At 31.1% G+C, this 14,315-nt stretch carries 15 protein-coding genes; 11 read left to right on the forward strand and 4 right to left on the reverse strand.

The annotated features are described in order from the left end of the window. The first annotated feature begins 126 nt into the window (after positions 1 to 126). The 5 genes from ACO6VN_RS00940 (at position 127) to ACO6VN_RS00960 (ending at position 5,372) form a co-directional block, all read left to right on the forward strand. Entirely contained in the window at positions 127 to 1,104 is a 978-nt protein-coding gene (locus tag ACO6VN_RS00940; protein WP_017001094.1) for a fatty acid desaturase, read from the forward strand. Between the two features lie 209 nt (positions 1,105 to 1,313). Continuing rightward, the gene (locus ACO6VN_RS00945; RefSeq protein ID WP_422404110.1) at positions 1,314 to 3,260 is read left to right on the forward strand and encodes a BglG family transcription antiterminator; all 1,947 of its coding nucleotides are present in this window, start codon (positions 1,314 to 1,316) and stop codon (positions 3,258 to 3,260) included. A gap of 2 nt (positions 3,261 to 3,262) precedes the next feature. After that, positions 3,263 to 3,703, forward strand: coding sequence for a PTS sugar transporter subunit IIA (locus ACO6VN_RS00950; RefSeq protein ID WP_422404111.1), 441 nt, complete (start codon positions 3,263 to 3,265; stop codon positions 3,701 to 3,703). A gap of 1 nt (position 3,704) precedes the next feature. Continuing rightward, positions 3,705 to 3,989: a PTS sugar transporter subunit IIB gene (locus ACO6VN_RS00955; protein ID WP_017001091.1), complete on the forward strand. Its 285-nt coding sequence runs from the start codon at positions 3,705 to 3,707 to the stop codon at positions 3,987 to 3,989. 21 nt (positions 3,990 to 4,010) lie between these two features. Next, complete coding sequence (locus ACO6VN_RS00960) at positions 4,011 to 5,372, forward strand: PTS ascorbate transporter subunit IIC (RefSeq protein WP_135031510.1); 1,362 nt, start codon at positions 4,011 to 4,013, stop codon at positions 5,370 to 5,372. 187 nt (positions 5,373 to 5,559) lie between these two features. On the opposite strand, the gene ACO6VN_RS00965 is transcribed toward ACO6VN_RS00960, so the two are convergent. Genes ACO6VN_RS00965 through ACO6VN_RS00980 form a run of 4 tightly spaced genes read right to left on the reverse strand, consistent with a single transcriptional unit; the run spans position 5,560 to position 9,080 of the window. Then, positions 5,560 to 6,330 carry a DeoR/GlpR family DNA-binding transcription regulator gene (locus ACO6VN_RS00965; protein ID WP_194200618.1) on the reverse strand — a complete coding sequence of 257 codons (771 nt, stop codon included), beginning with the start codon at positions 6,328 to 6,330 and terminating at the stop codon, positions 5,560 to 5,562. A gap of 23 nt (positions 6,331 to 6,353) precedes the next feature. Next, positions 6,354 to 7,217, reverse strand: a complete 864-nt coding sequence (locus ACO6VN_RS00970; RefSeq protein ID WP_216683645.1) for a ketose-bisphosphate aldolase — start codon at positions 7,215 to 7,217, stop codon at positions 6,354 to 6,356. Continuing rightward, complete coding sequence (locus ACO6VN_RS00975; protein ID WP_216683646.1) at positions 7,217 to 8,623, reverse strand: PTS fructose transporter subunit IIC; 1,407 nt, start codon at positions 8,621 to 8,623, stop codon at positions 7,217 to 7,219. Before ACO6VN_RS00975 ends, ACO6VN_RS00970 begins: the two co-directional genes overlap by 1 nt. Before the next feature lie 10 nt (positions 8,624 to 8,633). Further along, complete coding sequence (locus tag ACO6VN_RS00980) at positions 8,634 to 9,080, reverse strand: PTS sugar transporter subunit IIA (protein WP_216683647.1); 447 nt, start codon at positions 9,078 to 9,080, stop codon at positions 8,634 to 8,636. Positions 9,081 to 9,419: 339 nt separating this feature from the next. On the opposite strand from ACO6VN_RS00980, the gene ACO6VN_RS00985 reads away from it, so the two are divergent. The 6 genes from ACO6VN_RS00985 (at position 9,420) to ACO6VN_RS01010 (ending at position 14,291) form a co-directional block, all read left to right on the forward strand. Beyond that, the gene (locus ACO6VN_RS00985; protein WP_422404112.1) at positions 9,420 to 10,562 is read left to right on the forward strand and encodes an NADH-dependent flavin oxidoreductase; all 1,143 of its coding nucleotides are present in this window, start codon (positions 9,420 to 9,422) and stop codon (positions 10,560 to 10,562) included. A 211-nt stretch (positions 10,563 to 10,773) separates the two neighbouring features. Further along, positions 10,774 to 11,454 (forward strand): ribose-5-phosphate isomerase RpiA, encoded by a 681-nt coding sequence (rpiA, locus tag ACO6VN_RS00990; RefSeq protein WP_282862564.1) that lies wholly within the window; start codon positions 10,774 to 10,776, stop codon positions 11,452 to 11,454. A 92-nt stretch (positions 11,455 to 11,546) separates the two neighbouring features. Continuing rightward, positions 11,547 to 12,053 (forward strand): DM13 domain-containing protein, encoded by a 507-nt coding sequence (locus ACO6VN_RS00995; protein ID WP_282862565.1) that lies wholly within the window; start codon positions 11,547 to 11,549, stop codon positions 12,051 to 12,053. Positions 12,054 to 12,124: 71 nt separating this feature from the next. Further along, positions 12,125 to 12,562: a DoxX family membrane protein gene (locus ACO6VN_RS01000; protein WP_282862566.1), complete on the forward strand. Its 438-nt coding sequence runs from the start codon at positions 12,125 to 12,127 to the stop codon at positions 12,560 to 12,562. A gap of 4 nt (positions 12,563 to 12,566) precedes the next feature. Beyond that, positions 12,567 to 13,247 (forward strand): response regulator transcription factor, encoded by a 681-nt coding sequence (locus tag ACO6VN_RS01005; protein WP_422404113.1) that lies wholly within the window; start codon positions 12,567 to 12,569, stop codon positions 13,245 to 13,247. Beyond that, positions 13,248 to 14,291, forward strand: a complete 1,044-nt coding sequence (locus ACO6VN_RS01010; protein WP_422404114.1) for a sensor histidine kinase — start codon at positions 13,248 to 13,250, stop codon at positions 14,289 to 14,291. The last annotated feature ends 24 nt before the right edge of the window (positions 14,292 to 14,315 follow it).

Consider the following 14,315-nt stretch of genomic DNA (forward strand, 5'->3'; position numbering starts at 1 on the left):
TATGATTTATTATAAGAATTAGAGATGGAAGTGCTTAGCTCTTTAAAGTAGTTCCTATTCTTATATTTATTGAATAAAGGGACGTGGAAAAATATCGAAAAAGAAAAGAAGAAGTTGCTTCGCAAAATGGTCAAACCGTTTGAAAACAACAATCTAAAGAAAAGTACTATTCAAATTATAAATACAATAATACCACTTGTATTATTGGTAACTGGCGGATTTTTAAGTTATCAATTACATTGGTCGTTATCGATATTATGTGGTGTGTTAGCTTCAGGATTTTTAATTAGAACATTTATAATTTTTCATGATTGCTGTCATGGATCATTCTTAAGTAAGAAAAAGAACAATGATTTATTAGGGAATATAACTGGTCTTATGACATTTTTCCCTTATGAAAAATGGCGTAGAGAACATATCATTCACCATACAAGCAGTGGTAATTTAGAAAAACGTGGTATTGGTGATATTTGGGTAATGACAATTGAAGAATATCGTGATGCTTCTAAATTTACTCAATTTAAATATCGTATGTATAGACATCCGTTTGTAATGTTTATATTAGGACCAATATTCTTGATGCTTATTTCAAATAGAATGAATGCTAAAGATGCTAAACCTAAGGAAAAGCGCAATACTTGGATGCATAATATTGTATTGCTTTTATTCTACGTTGGAATGTTCTTCCTAGTAGGAGCAGTTCCATTTATGCTCGTTTTATTACCAATGTTATTTATTGCAGGTATGATGGGTATTTGGTTATTTTACATTCAACATACATTTGAAGATGCATATTTTGAAGAATCATCTGAATGGGATTATGTTAAAGCAGCGATTGAAGGTAGTTCATTCTATAAATTACCTAAAGTCTTTCAATGGATGACAGGTAATATTGGTTACCATCATGTCCACCATTTAAGCCCAAGAATACCAAACTATCAATTAGAACAAGCACACGAGAAGACACCACCATTACAACACGCGACGACAATCACGATTAAAGATAGTCTAGAATCTTTGAAATATAAATTATACGACGAAAAAAATAAATGTTTTATTACATTTAGAGAGTATACACGTCGTTTTAAAACTAAACATGTATAAGAATTGAAATCGAATAATATATTCCAGCCTGTCGATAAAGTATAAACTTTGTCGGCAGTTTTTTTGTTTAATTATTACAAATATCTAAATTACGTTTAATATTTTTACTTGCTTTGATGTGAAATGTTTCGGATTATTAAACGAAGAAGTTTACACATCTAAAAGTATAGGTAAACGCTTACAATATAACTAGGGAGGTCATTTGATTGTTGAGTGAACGTCAAAGAAATATCGTATCTCATTTATCACCCGTTAAAGATTTTATAACGATTACTGAATTAGCATCTTTATTCCAAGTTTCAGAACGCACAATTCAATATGATTTGGAATATATTGAATCTTTTGCAGACCAATTAAAAATTAAAATCGAACGCAGTAAGAGTTTAGGTGTAAAAATTACATCTCAAGACGAAACTAGTTTTTTATCTGAGTCTAACGTAGAAATGGATGTACATTTTTCTAAAATTGAACGAAAAGAACAAATTATATTGAGGTTGTTTGAATCTTCTAAACCTATTAATTCTCAAACATTCGCGGATATTTTAAATGTATCTAGAAGAACAGTAGTAGAAGATTTGAAATCTGTACAGGAATGGCTAGGTAAATATTCATTACTTCTAGAATATAAGAAAAATAAAGGTTTTATAATTGAAGGTAATGAAAAAAACTTGAGAGAAGCATACGCAAATATCGTAAGCGAGTATTTTAGAAAAGCTACGCCTCACATCGGTATGAAAAACTTTTCTAAAGAAGATTTAGAAAAAATAAGACGGACTGTTATCAATATTTTAAATGAAGAAGATTTTCATCTCGTACAAGTAGGAATAGATGGATTGATATATCACATAATAATAGCTATTCATCGGGCTAAGGAACAGTATATGTTTGAAATACCAGATGAAGAATACGAACGTTTGAGACAAACTGATGTATTTGAAATTGCGATCAAAATTACTCAGCAATTAGAAGAAATATTCCCAATTAAGTTTCCTAAAAGTGAAGCAGCTTTTATTACATTACATTTATTAGGCGCTCGTGTTACTTCTTACCATGAGTATCAAGAACACAAAAATATAACTCAAATCTCAAAATTATTCATCCAAAAAGTAAGTGCACAAATAGGTATACCCCTAATTCATGATCATAAGCTAATGACTGGTTTAATCACACATTTACAACCAGCAATTCATAGAATGACATTTAACATGGCACATTCTAATCCTTTAAAAGGGGAAATCATTGATGAATATCAAGAATTGTTTCATGCAGTAAAACAACAAATATACGTATTAGAGAATCCTTTTCATATAGAATTTAGCGATGATGAAGTAGCTTATCTTGTATTACATTTTGCATCTTCTATTGAACGGTTATCTAGTGAACAAACAACACAAATTAAGGTTATATTATTATGTGGTTCAGGTGTTGGCACTTCACAATTATTAAAAAGTCGTATAAAAAATATTTATCCTGAATTTGAAATTTTAGACGCTTTTTCTATCTATGAGATTACTGAAAAAATTCTACAGTCCCATGGTGTGGATTATATTCTGTCTACTGTACCTGTCGAAGATTTTTCTGTTCCGACGATAGAAGTATCTCCTTTTCTTAACAGAGAAGATAGAGAGCGATTAAATCAACTGATTAATGACTTTAGGGAAAGGTACGTTTCAAGCTATAAAACTATAGGTCCAACTTTAGAAGATGTACTTCCTTTCAATCATATTCAAACTAATGTCATAGGTAAAAGCAGAGATGACGCTATAAAAGAGAGTGTAAAAGTATTAATAGATGAAGGGCATGTAAATGCAGCTTATGCAGGTGACATTATAAAGCATTTAGATAAATTTGGTCCTTACATGGTCATTGGACCTAATATTGCGTTACTACATTCGAACTTTGAAAATGTAAATGTCCCTGTAAGTATGTCTATAATGCATTTTAAAAATGGTGTTTCTTTTGGTCACGATAGATATGATCCAGTTAAAATTATTATTATTTTAGCAACTAGTCAAGCGCAAATACATTTAAATGCATTAGGGCAACTTAGTCATTTAATAATGGATGAAGAAAAAAGAAAAGAACTACTAAATGGAAATAAAGAAAAAATTATAGAGCTCATTCATTCTGTTAGTCATAGTAAGGAGGAAATATAAACGTGACAGATTTTATTAAGGAAGAACATATCCTTTTAAGACAGAAGGTTAACAGTTGGGAAGAAAGTATACAACTAGCTTCTAAACCTTTGTTAGATGAAGGGTATTTCACTCAAAAATATGTAGAGTCTATGATAGATAGTGTGCATGAAATGGGGCCTTATATTGTTATAGCTCCTGAAGTAGCTATTGCGCATTCAAGACCGGGAGACAATGTTGAAAAAGTAGGTCTAAGTCTATTGAAATTAGACGAACACATTAATTTTTCTGAAGATGGACATTATGCATCACTAATATTTGTCTTGAGCGCTGTTGATAATGAAGCCCATCTTGATATTTTAAGACAATTAGCAACTAAACTAAGTGATAAACAAAGAATAAATAGATTAATAGAAGCAAAAAATTCTGAAGAAATAATAAATATATTTAAGGAGAATGATTAATATGAAAATTTTAGTAGTATGTGGACACGGTTTAGGAAGTAGTTTTATGGTTGAAATGAATGCACAAGAAGCTCTGAGAAATTTACAAGCACCATCTGATGTAGAGGTAGAGCACAGTGATATTATGACAGCTAGTCCTGATATGGCAGATTTATTTATATGCGGAAGAGATTTAGAAGAAAACGCGCAAAGATTAGGTGAAGTTGTTGTATTAGATAACATATTAGATAAAGAAGAATTACAAAATAAATTAAGTGAAAAATTAACTGAAATGAATATTATTTAACTATAAAGGGGTGAGGGCATTATGAATTCAATATTAGGATTTATTGTAGATGTTTTGAGTCAGCCCGCTATTCTAGTAGCGCTTATAGCGTTCATAGGTTTGATTGTTCAGAAAAAATCAGGAGCAGATATTACATCTGGAACAATTAAAACGATATTAGGCTTTTTAGTATTAAGTGCAGGGGCAGACGTTGTAACTCAATCATTAGAACCATTCGGTAAGATGTTCCAAGAAGCATTTGGCGTTCAAGGGGTTGTGCCAAATAATGAAGCGATTATATCTATAGCATTAAAAGATTACGGGACTACAGCCGCTTTAATCATGATGTTCGGTATGGTCGTAAATATACTTATAGCAAGGTTCACAAACTTAAAATATATTTTCTTAACAGGTCACCATACATTTTATATGGCTGCATTTTTAGCAATATTATTAACAGTAGGTAATATTACAGGTACTTTAACAGTTGTTATGGGTTCTATTATATTAGGATTAATCATGGCAATACTTCCAGCACTTGGCCAATCTACAATGAAAAAAATTACTAAATCTGATCAAGTCGCTATCGGTCACTTTGGAACGGTGAGTTACTGGGCAGCTGGAGAAATAGGTAAATTATTTTCTGGGAAATCTAAATCAACTGAAGATATTAAATTTCCAAAAGGTTTAAGTTTTCTTAGAGAAAGTACAATTAGTATTTCATTAACGATGATTGTCTTATATATTATTGCAGCGCTATTTGCAGGTCCACAATATGTACACGCTGAACTAAGTGATGGTCAAAACTTTATTGTGTTCTCGGTTATTCAAGGTGTAACTTTTGCTGCAGGTGTATTTATTATCTTAACAGGTGTACGTTTGATTTTGGCTGAAATTGTACCTGCTTTCAAAGGTATATCAGAGAAATTAGTGCCAAATACTAAACCAGCATTAGATTGTCCTATCGTATTTCCATATGCTCAAAACGCTGTGTTGATAGGATTTTTCGTTAGTTTTATAACTGGTGTAATCGGAATGCTTATTATGTTCTTAATCGGTGGAGTAGTTATACTGCCAGGAGTTGTACCACATTTCTTCTTAGGAGCTACAGCAGGTGTATTTGGTAACGCAAGAGGAGGTATAAAAGGAGCAGTTGCAGGATCAGCATTGAATGGTATTTTAATTACATTTTTACCATTGCTATTCATACCATTTATGGGAGATCTAGGAGCAGCTTCCACAACATTCTCAGATACTGATTTCTTAGCAGTAGGAATTGTAGTCGGATATATTACTAAGTTCTTAGGAATTGCAGGCGTTATTGCATTAGTAATTATCATTGGTTTATTAGGTGTACTGTTGCAAAAACGAGCTAATAATAAACTGTCTGAAGAAAAATCATAAATATATCGTTTTATTTGATATATATTATCCTGTCAACAGAGTATGGACTTTGTTTGGCTAAACAGTTTTAGTAAAATGATAAGTTGACATACTAAACTAAAAATCCCTTCACTAATGGAAATAGTGAGGGGATTGGTGTGTCTATACAAATCTTTTTGTTAATTGAAATTACTCTGATTGATAGAAATTAAAGTATCCATTTAATATTATTTTTTTGTAATAAGTTAATAGAGTCTTGAGTTAGTTTATAATCTGTAATTATGGTATCTACATCTTGTAAAGATAAGCTTTTATGAATATATTTATTGTTGAATTTTTCATCAGTTACTAGTAACACTAAGTGTTTAGAATTCCTTCTAAAGGCCTGTTTAATCAATGCTTCTCCTTCTGTAGTTTCAGTTGCTCCTTCTTTAAAATCAAATCCTCTGCATGATAAAAAAGAGATATCTGCATAATAAGTTAAGGCATCATTAAAAGCTTTAGAACCATTTATGGTATTTCTTTTTTTTATAACTGTCCCACCTAGAATATTAATATGAGCGTCAGTAAACTCTGATAATAATGAAGCAGTAAGAACACCATTCGTAATAATTTGTAAACCTTCAAACTTAGCTAACATTTTAATTAAATGTAAAGTAGTGGTGCTTGAATCTATAAATATTACCATATCGTCATTAATAAGGTCTTTTGCTTTCTCTGCTAATTTATGTTTATTATCTTGTTCATTAAAGTTAATTATTTTCATTAAATAAGGCAAATCTATTTTTTGATTATCGATAATCATAGCTCCACCACGAGTCCTTCTAACGAGGCCCTTTTTTTCCAATTCTATCAAATCTCTTTTAACAGTAGCTTCACTGTATTTTACGAGTTCTATCAAGTCTTGTATTCTTGCAAATTGAACAATCTTTAAATGATTGATTATAATTTGTTGACGTTCTTCTATTATTTTAAGCATGGATTTAACCACCTTTGTAGAAATTACTTATATAATTTTGCTTTACCTATAGTGTTTAGTAAATTCATTTTATATTCAACTACTTTTTTTAATTTTTTATTTGCTTCTGGATAAACTTCATTAGGTTCATACATATTCTTATTATCAATTAAAGTTTGTCTAACTTGTTCAAAAAAGACACTTTTTAAATCAGAACTTAAATTTACTTTACCCACACCATAAAGAACAGATTCACGTACTTCTTCATCAGGATTTCCAGAGCCACCATGTAATACAATAGGAATAGATAATCTTGAATTTATTTCTTTAAGTAACTCTATATTTAATTCTGGTTTCTTTCCTTTTGGATATAAACCATGTGATGTACCAATGGCTACTGCTAATGTGTCAATATTGGTTTCTTTAACAAAATATTCTGCTTGATCAGGATCTGTGTATATAATTTCATCAGTTCCACCTTCACTAGAACCGTTATTTCCTATTGTACCTAGTTCTGCTTCTACTGAAACATCTACATTGTGTGCTAACTCAACTATTTGTTTAGTAATAGAAATATTATCTTCGAAAGATTGAGTAGAAGCATCAATCATTACTGAAGTATAACCGTTTCTAATTGCTCTTGTAACATCGAACAGTGTACTACCATGATCCAAATGAATAACGACTGGAACTTTACTATTAAGAGCATAAGCTCTTACAATTGACACAAAATTATTTCCTAAATATTCAATTTCATCTGGATGTATTTCTAGAATAACAGGACACTCTAGCCTTTCAACTTCTTCCATAATTGATTTAAGCATATCAAAACTAGATATATTAAATGCAGGAACAGCAAATTTATGCTCATTTGCAACTTTTAGTAAATCTTTCATATTATATAACATTATAACTCCACCTTATTTTTAATAATTTCATTTGATTTCTTTTTTTGTTCAAAAGTGATTTTTTTCTTTAGTAACCCAACTGACAAAGCTGTAACCACTGTTCCACTAATGATGGCGATGATATATATAAATAAATGATTAATTACATTTGGAATAAATAAAATCCATATACCTCCGTGAGGAGCTAAAGAAGTTACACCACCATTCATAGATATTGCTGCTGCAGTTGCAGAGCCTAATATAAGACTAGGGATGACTCTAAGCGGATCTGCAACAGCAAAAGGTATCGCTCCTTCTGTAATATATGACGCACCTAATACCCAACAAGATTTTCCAGATGTTCTTTCTTCTTTAGTAAATTTACTTTTGAAAATAAGTGTCGCTAAAGCTAAACCTAGTGGAGGAGTCATACCAGCTACCATACAAGCAGCAATAGGCGCATTAACACCGGCTGACATTAATCCTATAGAAAATGTAGAAATCGATTTATTAATAGGCCCTCCCATATCTGCTGCCATCATAGCTCCAATTAATAAGCCAAATAACATACCAGATGACTGTCCTAAACCATTTAACCAGTGAGTCAGTGTATCTAGTAGCCATGATATTGGAGTGTTGATTAGGAAAATCATTGCAATGCCCACTATAAATATAGAAAAAAGTGGTACAATTATTAATTGATAAAGTGCAGATACTGATTTTGGTATTTTAACTTTATTTGCTAAAATATTTGTTATATAACCAGCCATTAACCCGCTAATCATTCCCCCTAAAAATCCTGATCCATCAACTGTTGCAAGAGTTCCTGCAACCAAACCAGGCGCAAAACCTGCTCTGCCAGCTATTGAAGAAGCAATACCAGCAGATAAAGCTGGAACCATTAATTGGAATGCTGTATCTCCACCTATCTTAGAAAGGGCAGCTGCAAATCTATTATATGATTCTGAATCAGGATCAGCAGAATTTATACCAAAAGCAAAACTGATGGCTATTAATATACCTCCTGCAATTACAAATGGAAGCATATAATTTACACCATTCATGAAGTGATTATATATACCTGATTTATTATTTGTATTACTTTCATTATTTTCAATATTTGTCATATCGATATCATTTATAGCATCTTCTATGATGTTTTCAGGCATTTTAATTGCTTGTGCTGTTGAAATCTTTTTGACTTTTTTTCCAGAGAATCTGCTTAAATCGATTTCTTTATCTATTGCTAAAATAATTAAATCTGAGTTATTTATATCATCTTCAGTTAAAATGTTTTCAGTCTTTGAACCTTGTGTTTCAATTTTTATATTATGACCTAGGTTTTCAGCAGTATTAGTCAATTTTTCAGCAGCCATATAAGTGTGGGCTATACCTGTAGGACATGCTGTAATTCCAATGATATTCATAATATTCCTCCTATACAGATAAAATATCTAAAATTTCATCTGCTTGTTCAGCATTTTTAATGTCATGTCGTAAATCTGGATTCATCAAAAGACGAGCCAATTCACTTAATAAATCTAAGTGTGAAGCTTGTGCAATTTTTGGTAATGCAATAAGAAAAACTATGTTAATTTCAGAATCATCTAATGCTTTGTAATCACTAATTTTAGAAGTTTTTGCAAAAGTAATAATAGGTTTATTTATATATTTAGATTGGGCGTGAGGTATACCGAAACCATCTTCAATTCCGGTAGAAACTATACTTTCTCGTTTAAGTAGATCTTTTAGAAACTTTTTCCTGTTCTTTAAATATCCATGTTCATCTAATATTTCTGTGAGTGAATTAAAGAGTTTACTTTTAGTAGAAATTGTTTCGTCAAAAATAAAAGTATTTTTATCAATAAGATCAAAAATTTTCACTATAACAGCTCCTTGTATCTTTAGTAAGCGCTTACTAATTGGGTATAAGCATATCAATAGGATTCATAGTGTTCAATAGTTTGAACGGTTTATGTCATTAGTGATAAATGTAAGTCAAAAAGTTAATAATTATGAATGAAATCGTTCAATTAAATAAAAATGTATTTCTTTAAAGAAGTAATTAAAAACAAATACAGAATACAAAAATTAATAATAATTATTGTTAATTTTATACAAGGAATTTCAATATATAAAATTCCTACCATAGCTATAAGCATTAAATTAGTAACTTCTAAAATAATGATGTTATAGTGTTATGTCATAAGGAGGACTTAAAAAATGAACGAGAAATATGAACCTTTATTTAAAGAATTAAAATTACCGAATGGTGTAGTATTAAGAAATAGATTTGTGTTAGCGCCTTTAACACATGTGTCTTCTAATGATGATGGCAGTATTTCTGATATTGAATTACCATATATAGAAAAACGCTCTCAAGATGTTGGGATTGCTTTGACTGCAGCAAGTTATGTTGAACCGCTTGGTCAAGCATTTCCTGGACAAGCTTCTGTTTCTAAAGAAGCGGATATAAGTGGATTATCTAAGCAAGCTGAAGTTATGAAGAAAAATGGTGCTAAAGCATTAATTCAAATTCATCACGGCGGTGCAATGTCACTACCTGGTTTAACACCTGATGGCGACGTTGCTGCACCGAGTGAAGTAGAAGTTAGAGGGTTCGGTCAAAAAGAGACACATAAAGCTAGACCTTTAACTGTAGAAGAAATTGAACATTCTATTGAATCATTTGCAAGAGCAACACGTATCGCAATTGAAGCGGGATTTGATGGCGTTGAAATTCATGGTGCCAATCACTATCTAATCCATCAATTCTTCTCTCCTTACTATAATAGAAGAGATGATGAGTGGGGCGAACATTTACGTTACCCTCTAGCAGTTGTAGATGCAGTAACAAAAGTCGTAAATGAACATGCTACACCAGACTTTATAGTAGGTTATCGCTTTTCTCCAGAAGAAGTGGAATCTCCAGGTATTTCTATGGAATTAACTGAACAACTTGTCAAAACATTGTCTGAAAAACCGATAGATTATTTACACGTATCTCTAATGGATATTCACTCTGAAACAAGAGAAGGTGAATATAAAGGAGAACAACGTGTTAAATTATTGTTAGACTGGATAAATGGACGTTTACCATTAATAGGTATTGGCTCTATATTTACAGCTGATGATGCTATCGCTGCTCTTGAAACTGGTGCACCTCTTATCGCTTTAGGTAGAGAATTGCTATTAGATTACGAATTCATTAGCAAAATTAAACAAGGTAAAGAAGATGAAATTGTATCTATGTTCGATCCTGAAAGAACAGACAAACATGAATTAACAGAACCATTATGGAAACAATTTAATGCCGGTTTTTACCCGTTACCAAGAACAGATGAAGAACCTTCAAATACAAAATGATAATTTGTATGTTTTCACATAGATACCCTACAAAATAAATATAAAATGATAGTCACCCATAAAATTTAGATTCAATTCTAATTTTTATGGGTGATTTTTTATGAAATATCAAAGTATTCTCAATCAATACGTTAGGATGTTTGCACTATGTATATTTATAATGATGTTAAGTTGAATTTTAAACATATAAATATAGATTGAGGTGTCCATAATGAATCAAGATGAGTTAAAGGAAAGTGTAGCGATAGAGGCTATTCAATATATAGAAGATGATATGAAAGTAGGTCTAGGTACTGGGTCTACGATGTATTATGCTATTAAACATTTAGGTGAGCGGGTTAAAGAAGGATTAAATATTGTTTGTGTACCTACATCTGAAAAAACAGCAGAATGGGCTAAAAAATTTGAAATTCCTCTTAGTGATTTTTCAGAAATAAGAAGTTTAGATATCGCAATTGATGGTGCAGATGAAGTGGATGAGAATTTACAGTTGATTAAAGGTGGCGGCGGTGCGCTATTAAGGGAGAAAATAGTTGCTGATGCAGCAAAAAAATTCATCGTTATTGTAGATGAATCAAAAGTAGTCAAAATACTTGGTAAGTTTAAGTTGCCGATAGAGGTCATACCATTTGGATGGAAAATCACAGCGCAATCTATAGAGTCGTTAGGATGTAAAGCGATTTTAAGAAAAAAAGAAGAAGAGATTTTTGTTACTGATAATCAAAATTATATTCTTGATTGTGATTTTTCAGAAATTCATCACCCTGAAAACTTGAATCATGAACTTAAATCTATAGTTGGAGTTGTAGAAACAGGATTGTTTATTAACATGACTAAAAAAGTACTCGTAAGTCGAAGTGCAACAAATGAAATTAATGAAATAAATATTTAAGAAATACTTTATGGTAGTTAATAAACAGTTAATGGTTTAATAGAGCTGTACTTTATACAATTAACATATCAAATTAAAAGGAGATGTGTTAAATGAAATTTTCAACTACAACTATAGGAGCACTTGCACTTTCAACTACGATTTTATTAGGTGCATGTGGTAATGACGATATGAAAAAAGACGAAAAAATGGAAACAAAAAGTGAAATGAAAGATAAAGAAATGGATAAAGACATGGACATGAAAGATAAAGAGATGAAAGACAAAGACATGGACATGAAAGATAAAGATATGAAAAAAGACGATATGATGATGTCTGGTATGTTTAAGTCTATGAATGGTGAAATGGTTGAAGGTAAAGCAACTATTAAAGATCATAAATTAATGCTTACTGATTATAAATCTTCTAAAGGTCCAGACTTACATGTTTATTTAACAAAAGATGGCGATGTTGAGAACGGTATGCAAATTGATAAAGTAGATTATGACAAAATGGAACAAACTTTTGATTTAAAAGATATGGATGTTTCAAAATATAACGAAGTAACAATATATTGTAATAAAGCACATGTAACATTCGGTAGTGCCAAATTAAAATAAAAAATTACTTCTATTAGGGGAATTCGGGTAAACCGTTTTTCCCTATCATGTTATATAAAGGAGAAAACATCATGAAAAAATTATATCAAATTCTATTTTTAATCATACGCATTGTAAGTGGTATATATATTTTAAGACAAGGTTATGAAAAGTTAACAGGTGGTTTCAGTTTAGGTGGTCTTACTAAAGTCATTGCACAAAATCAAGACTCTCCAAAATGGTATAAACATTTCTTTAAAATTATTATTGAACCTTACACTTCTTATTGGGAATGGATTATTCCTATTGGTGAAATAATGATTGGTCTGGCTCTCATCATAGGTTTCCTAGAGTATTCTGCAGCTTTATTTGGTATATTCATTATGATTAATAACATTCTAGCAGATATGATTTTTACATACCCTGTACAATTATCTGGATTTATATTTATTGCACTTAATAAAGAATGTATTAATTCCACATCTGTAAAAAAATTTATCAATAAGTTTAATAAGAAGGAAGCAGGATGACAACATGGCAAAAATACTAATCGTAGACGATGAACAAGATATTCTGGATATCTGTAAAACGTATTTTGAATATGAAGGGCATCAAGTAATAACAGGAACTAATGGTCAAGAAGCAATTGAGCAAATAGATGATTCTATTGACTTGATGATATTGGATATTATGATGCCTGAGGTAAATGGCTATGAAGTGGTTAAGAAGATGAAAGAACAAGGTCTTGACATCCCGTTTATTTATTTAACAGCAAAGACACAAAAAAATGACACAATTTATGCTTTAACTTTAGGGGCAGATGACTATATAAAGAAACCTTTCAGTCCTAGAGAATTAATTTTAAGATCACATAATTTATTAAGTCGTAGTAGAAAATTTAATAAACAAGATTATTTAACATTCGATTCCATGACATTATGCAAACATGAGAAAGTATTGAAAATAAACGATGAAGAGATTCCACTACGTGTAAGAGAATTTGATTTATTATGGTATTTAGCTGAACGTGAAAAAACAGTTATTTCTAAATCTGAATTATTAGAGAAAGTTTGGGGATATGACTATTACGAAGATGCGAATACAGTGAATGTACACATACGTAGAATTAGAGAAAAGTTAGAACGACAAGATTTCCACGATTATGTTATTACGACAGTTTGGGGATTGGGATATAAATTCGAGAGGGCGAAATAAATGTTAACAATCAGAACTCAAATATTAATCGCATTTATAAGTAGCATTGTGTTAACGACAGCCATCTTAACGGTTGCATATAAATGGATGTGGTTCGATGCTCATACAACGTTGTTACTAACTATAAGTGCTATTATCGCAAGTTGTTTAACAACAGTTATTTGTATTTTATTTATTAATCCACTCGTCAGACGGATTCGTTTAATGAATTTGCAGACGAAACGTGTAGCCCAAGGTCATTATAATGAAACAGAACTTAATATTGATAGTCCGAAAGAGATGAGAGAACTTAGTCATTCATTTAATACGATGGCACGAAATATTGAAACACAAATTGAACAAGTGAAGCATGAACAACAGGAAAAATCAGAAATGGTACAAAATTTATCACATGATTTAAAAACACCTTTAGCAAGTATTACCTCATATGCGGAAGGTCTCAAAGATGGTGTTATTTCAACAAAAAAGGAGCAAAATAAAGCTTACGATGTATTAATTAAGCAATCGCAAAGAATAGCTACTATGTTTGATGAATTAACGAGTGTTATGAGTTTGAATACTGTTTCAAGGAACAATTATGAACTTGAAACGATTTATATAGATAAGTTGTTCGTTTCTATATTACAAACTTATGAACAACAAGCCGCGTGCGAATCGAGAACGATTGATGTTAATTTATGTGATGAGGTGCAATCCTTTAAACAATATCGGGTTCCATTAGAACGTATTTTATTGAATATCATTGATAATGCGATAAAATTTACAAGCCCTGGTTCAAGAATAGAGTTAAAAGTGAATCAAGAAGCGGGGAACCTTCTTGTTATAACTGTGTCTGACGATGGGCCGGGTATAGCGAGCGAACATTTAAACCGTATTTTTGATAGAACGTATAGAGTTGAAGAATCTCGAAATAAGACTACCGGTGGGTCTGGATTAGGTTTGTATATTGCGCGAAATTTAGCACATCAAATGGATGGTGTTTTAGAAGTTGAAAGTAAAATTAATATTGGATCTTCATTTATTTTGAAAATTCCTATGAAATAAAAGTGTTTAACTAAGATTATTGGT

This window comes from Mammaliicoccus sp. JADD-157, assembly GCF_049310805.1.
Taxonomy (GTDB): domain Bacteria; phylum Bacillota; class Bacilli; order Staphylococcales; family Staphylococcaceae; genus Mammaliicoccus; species Mammaliicoccus lentus.

Excerpts from the sequence above, each read along its gene's own strand:
- ACO6VN_RS00940 (WP_017001094.1), top strand. The coding sequence starts at position 127 with ATGGTCAAACCGTTTGAAAACAACAATCTAAAGAAAAGTACTATTCAA.
- ACO6VN_RS00955 (WP_017001091.1), top strand. The coding sequence starts at position 3,705 with ATGAAAATTTTAGTAGTATGTGGACACGGTTTAGGAAGTAGTTTTATG.
- ACO6VN_RS00960 (WP_135031510.1), top strand. The coding sequence starts at position 4,011 with ATGAATTCAATATTAGGATTTATTGTAGATGTTTTGAGTCAGCCCGCT.
- ACO6VN_RS00965 (WP_194200618.1), bottom strand. The coding sequence starts at position 6,330 with ATGCTTAAAATAATAGAAGAACGTCAACAAATTATAATCAATCATTTA.
- ACO6VN_RS00970 (WP_216683645.1), bottom strand. The coding sequence starts at position 7,217 with ATGTTATATAATATGAAAGATTTACTAAAAGTTGCAAATGAGCATAAA.
- ACO6VN_RS00975 (WP_216683646.1), bottom strand. The coding sequence starts at position 8,623 with ATGAATATCATTGGAATTACAGCATGTCCTACAGGTATAGCCCACACT.
- ACO6VN_RS00985 (WP_422404112.1), top strand. The coding sequence starts at position 9,420 with ATGAACGAGAAATATGAACCTTTATTTAAAGAATTAAAATTACCGAAT.
- rpiA (WP_282862564.1), top strand. The coding sequence starts at position 10,774 with ATGAATCAAGATGAGTTAAAGGAAAGTGTAGCGATAGAGGCTATTCAA.
- ACO6VN_RS00995 (WP_282862565.1), top strand. The coding sequence starts at position 11,547 with ATGAAATTTTCAACTACAACTATAGGAGCACTTGCACTTTCAACTACG.
- ACO6VN_RS01000 (WP_282862566.1), top strand. The coding sequence starts at position 12,125 with ATGAAAAAATTATATCAAATTCTATTTTTAATCATACGCATTGTAAGT.
- ACO6VN_RS01005 (WP_422404113.1), top strand. The coding sequence starts at position 12,567 with ATGGCAAAAATACTAATCGTAGACGATGAACAAGATATTCTGGATATC.
- ACO6VN_RS01010 (WP_422404114.1), top strand. The coding sequence starts at position 13,248 with ATGTTAACAATCAGAACTCAAATATTAATCGCATTTATAAGTAGCATT.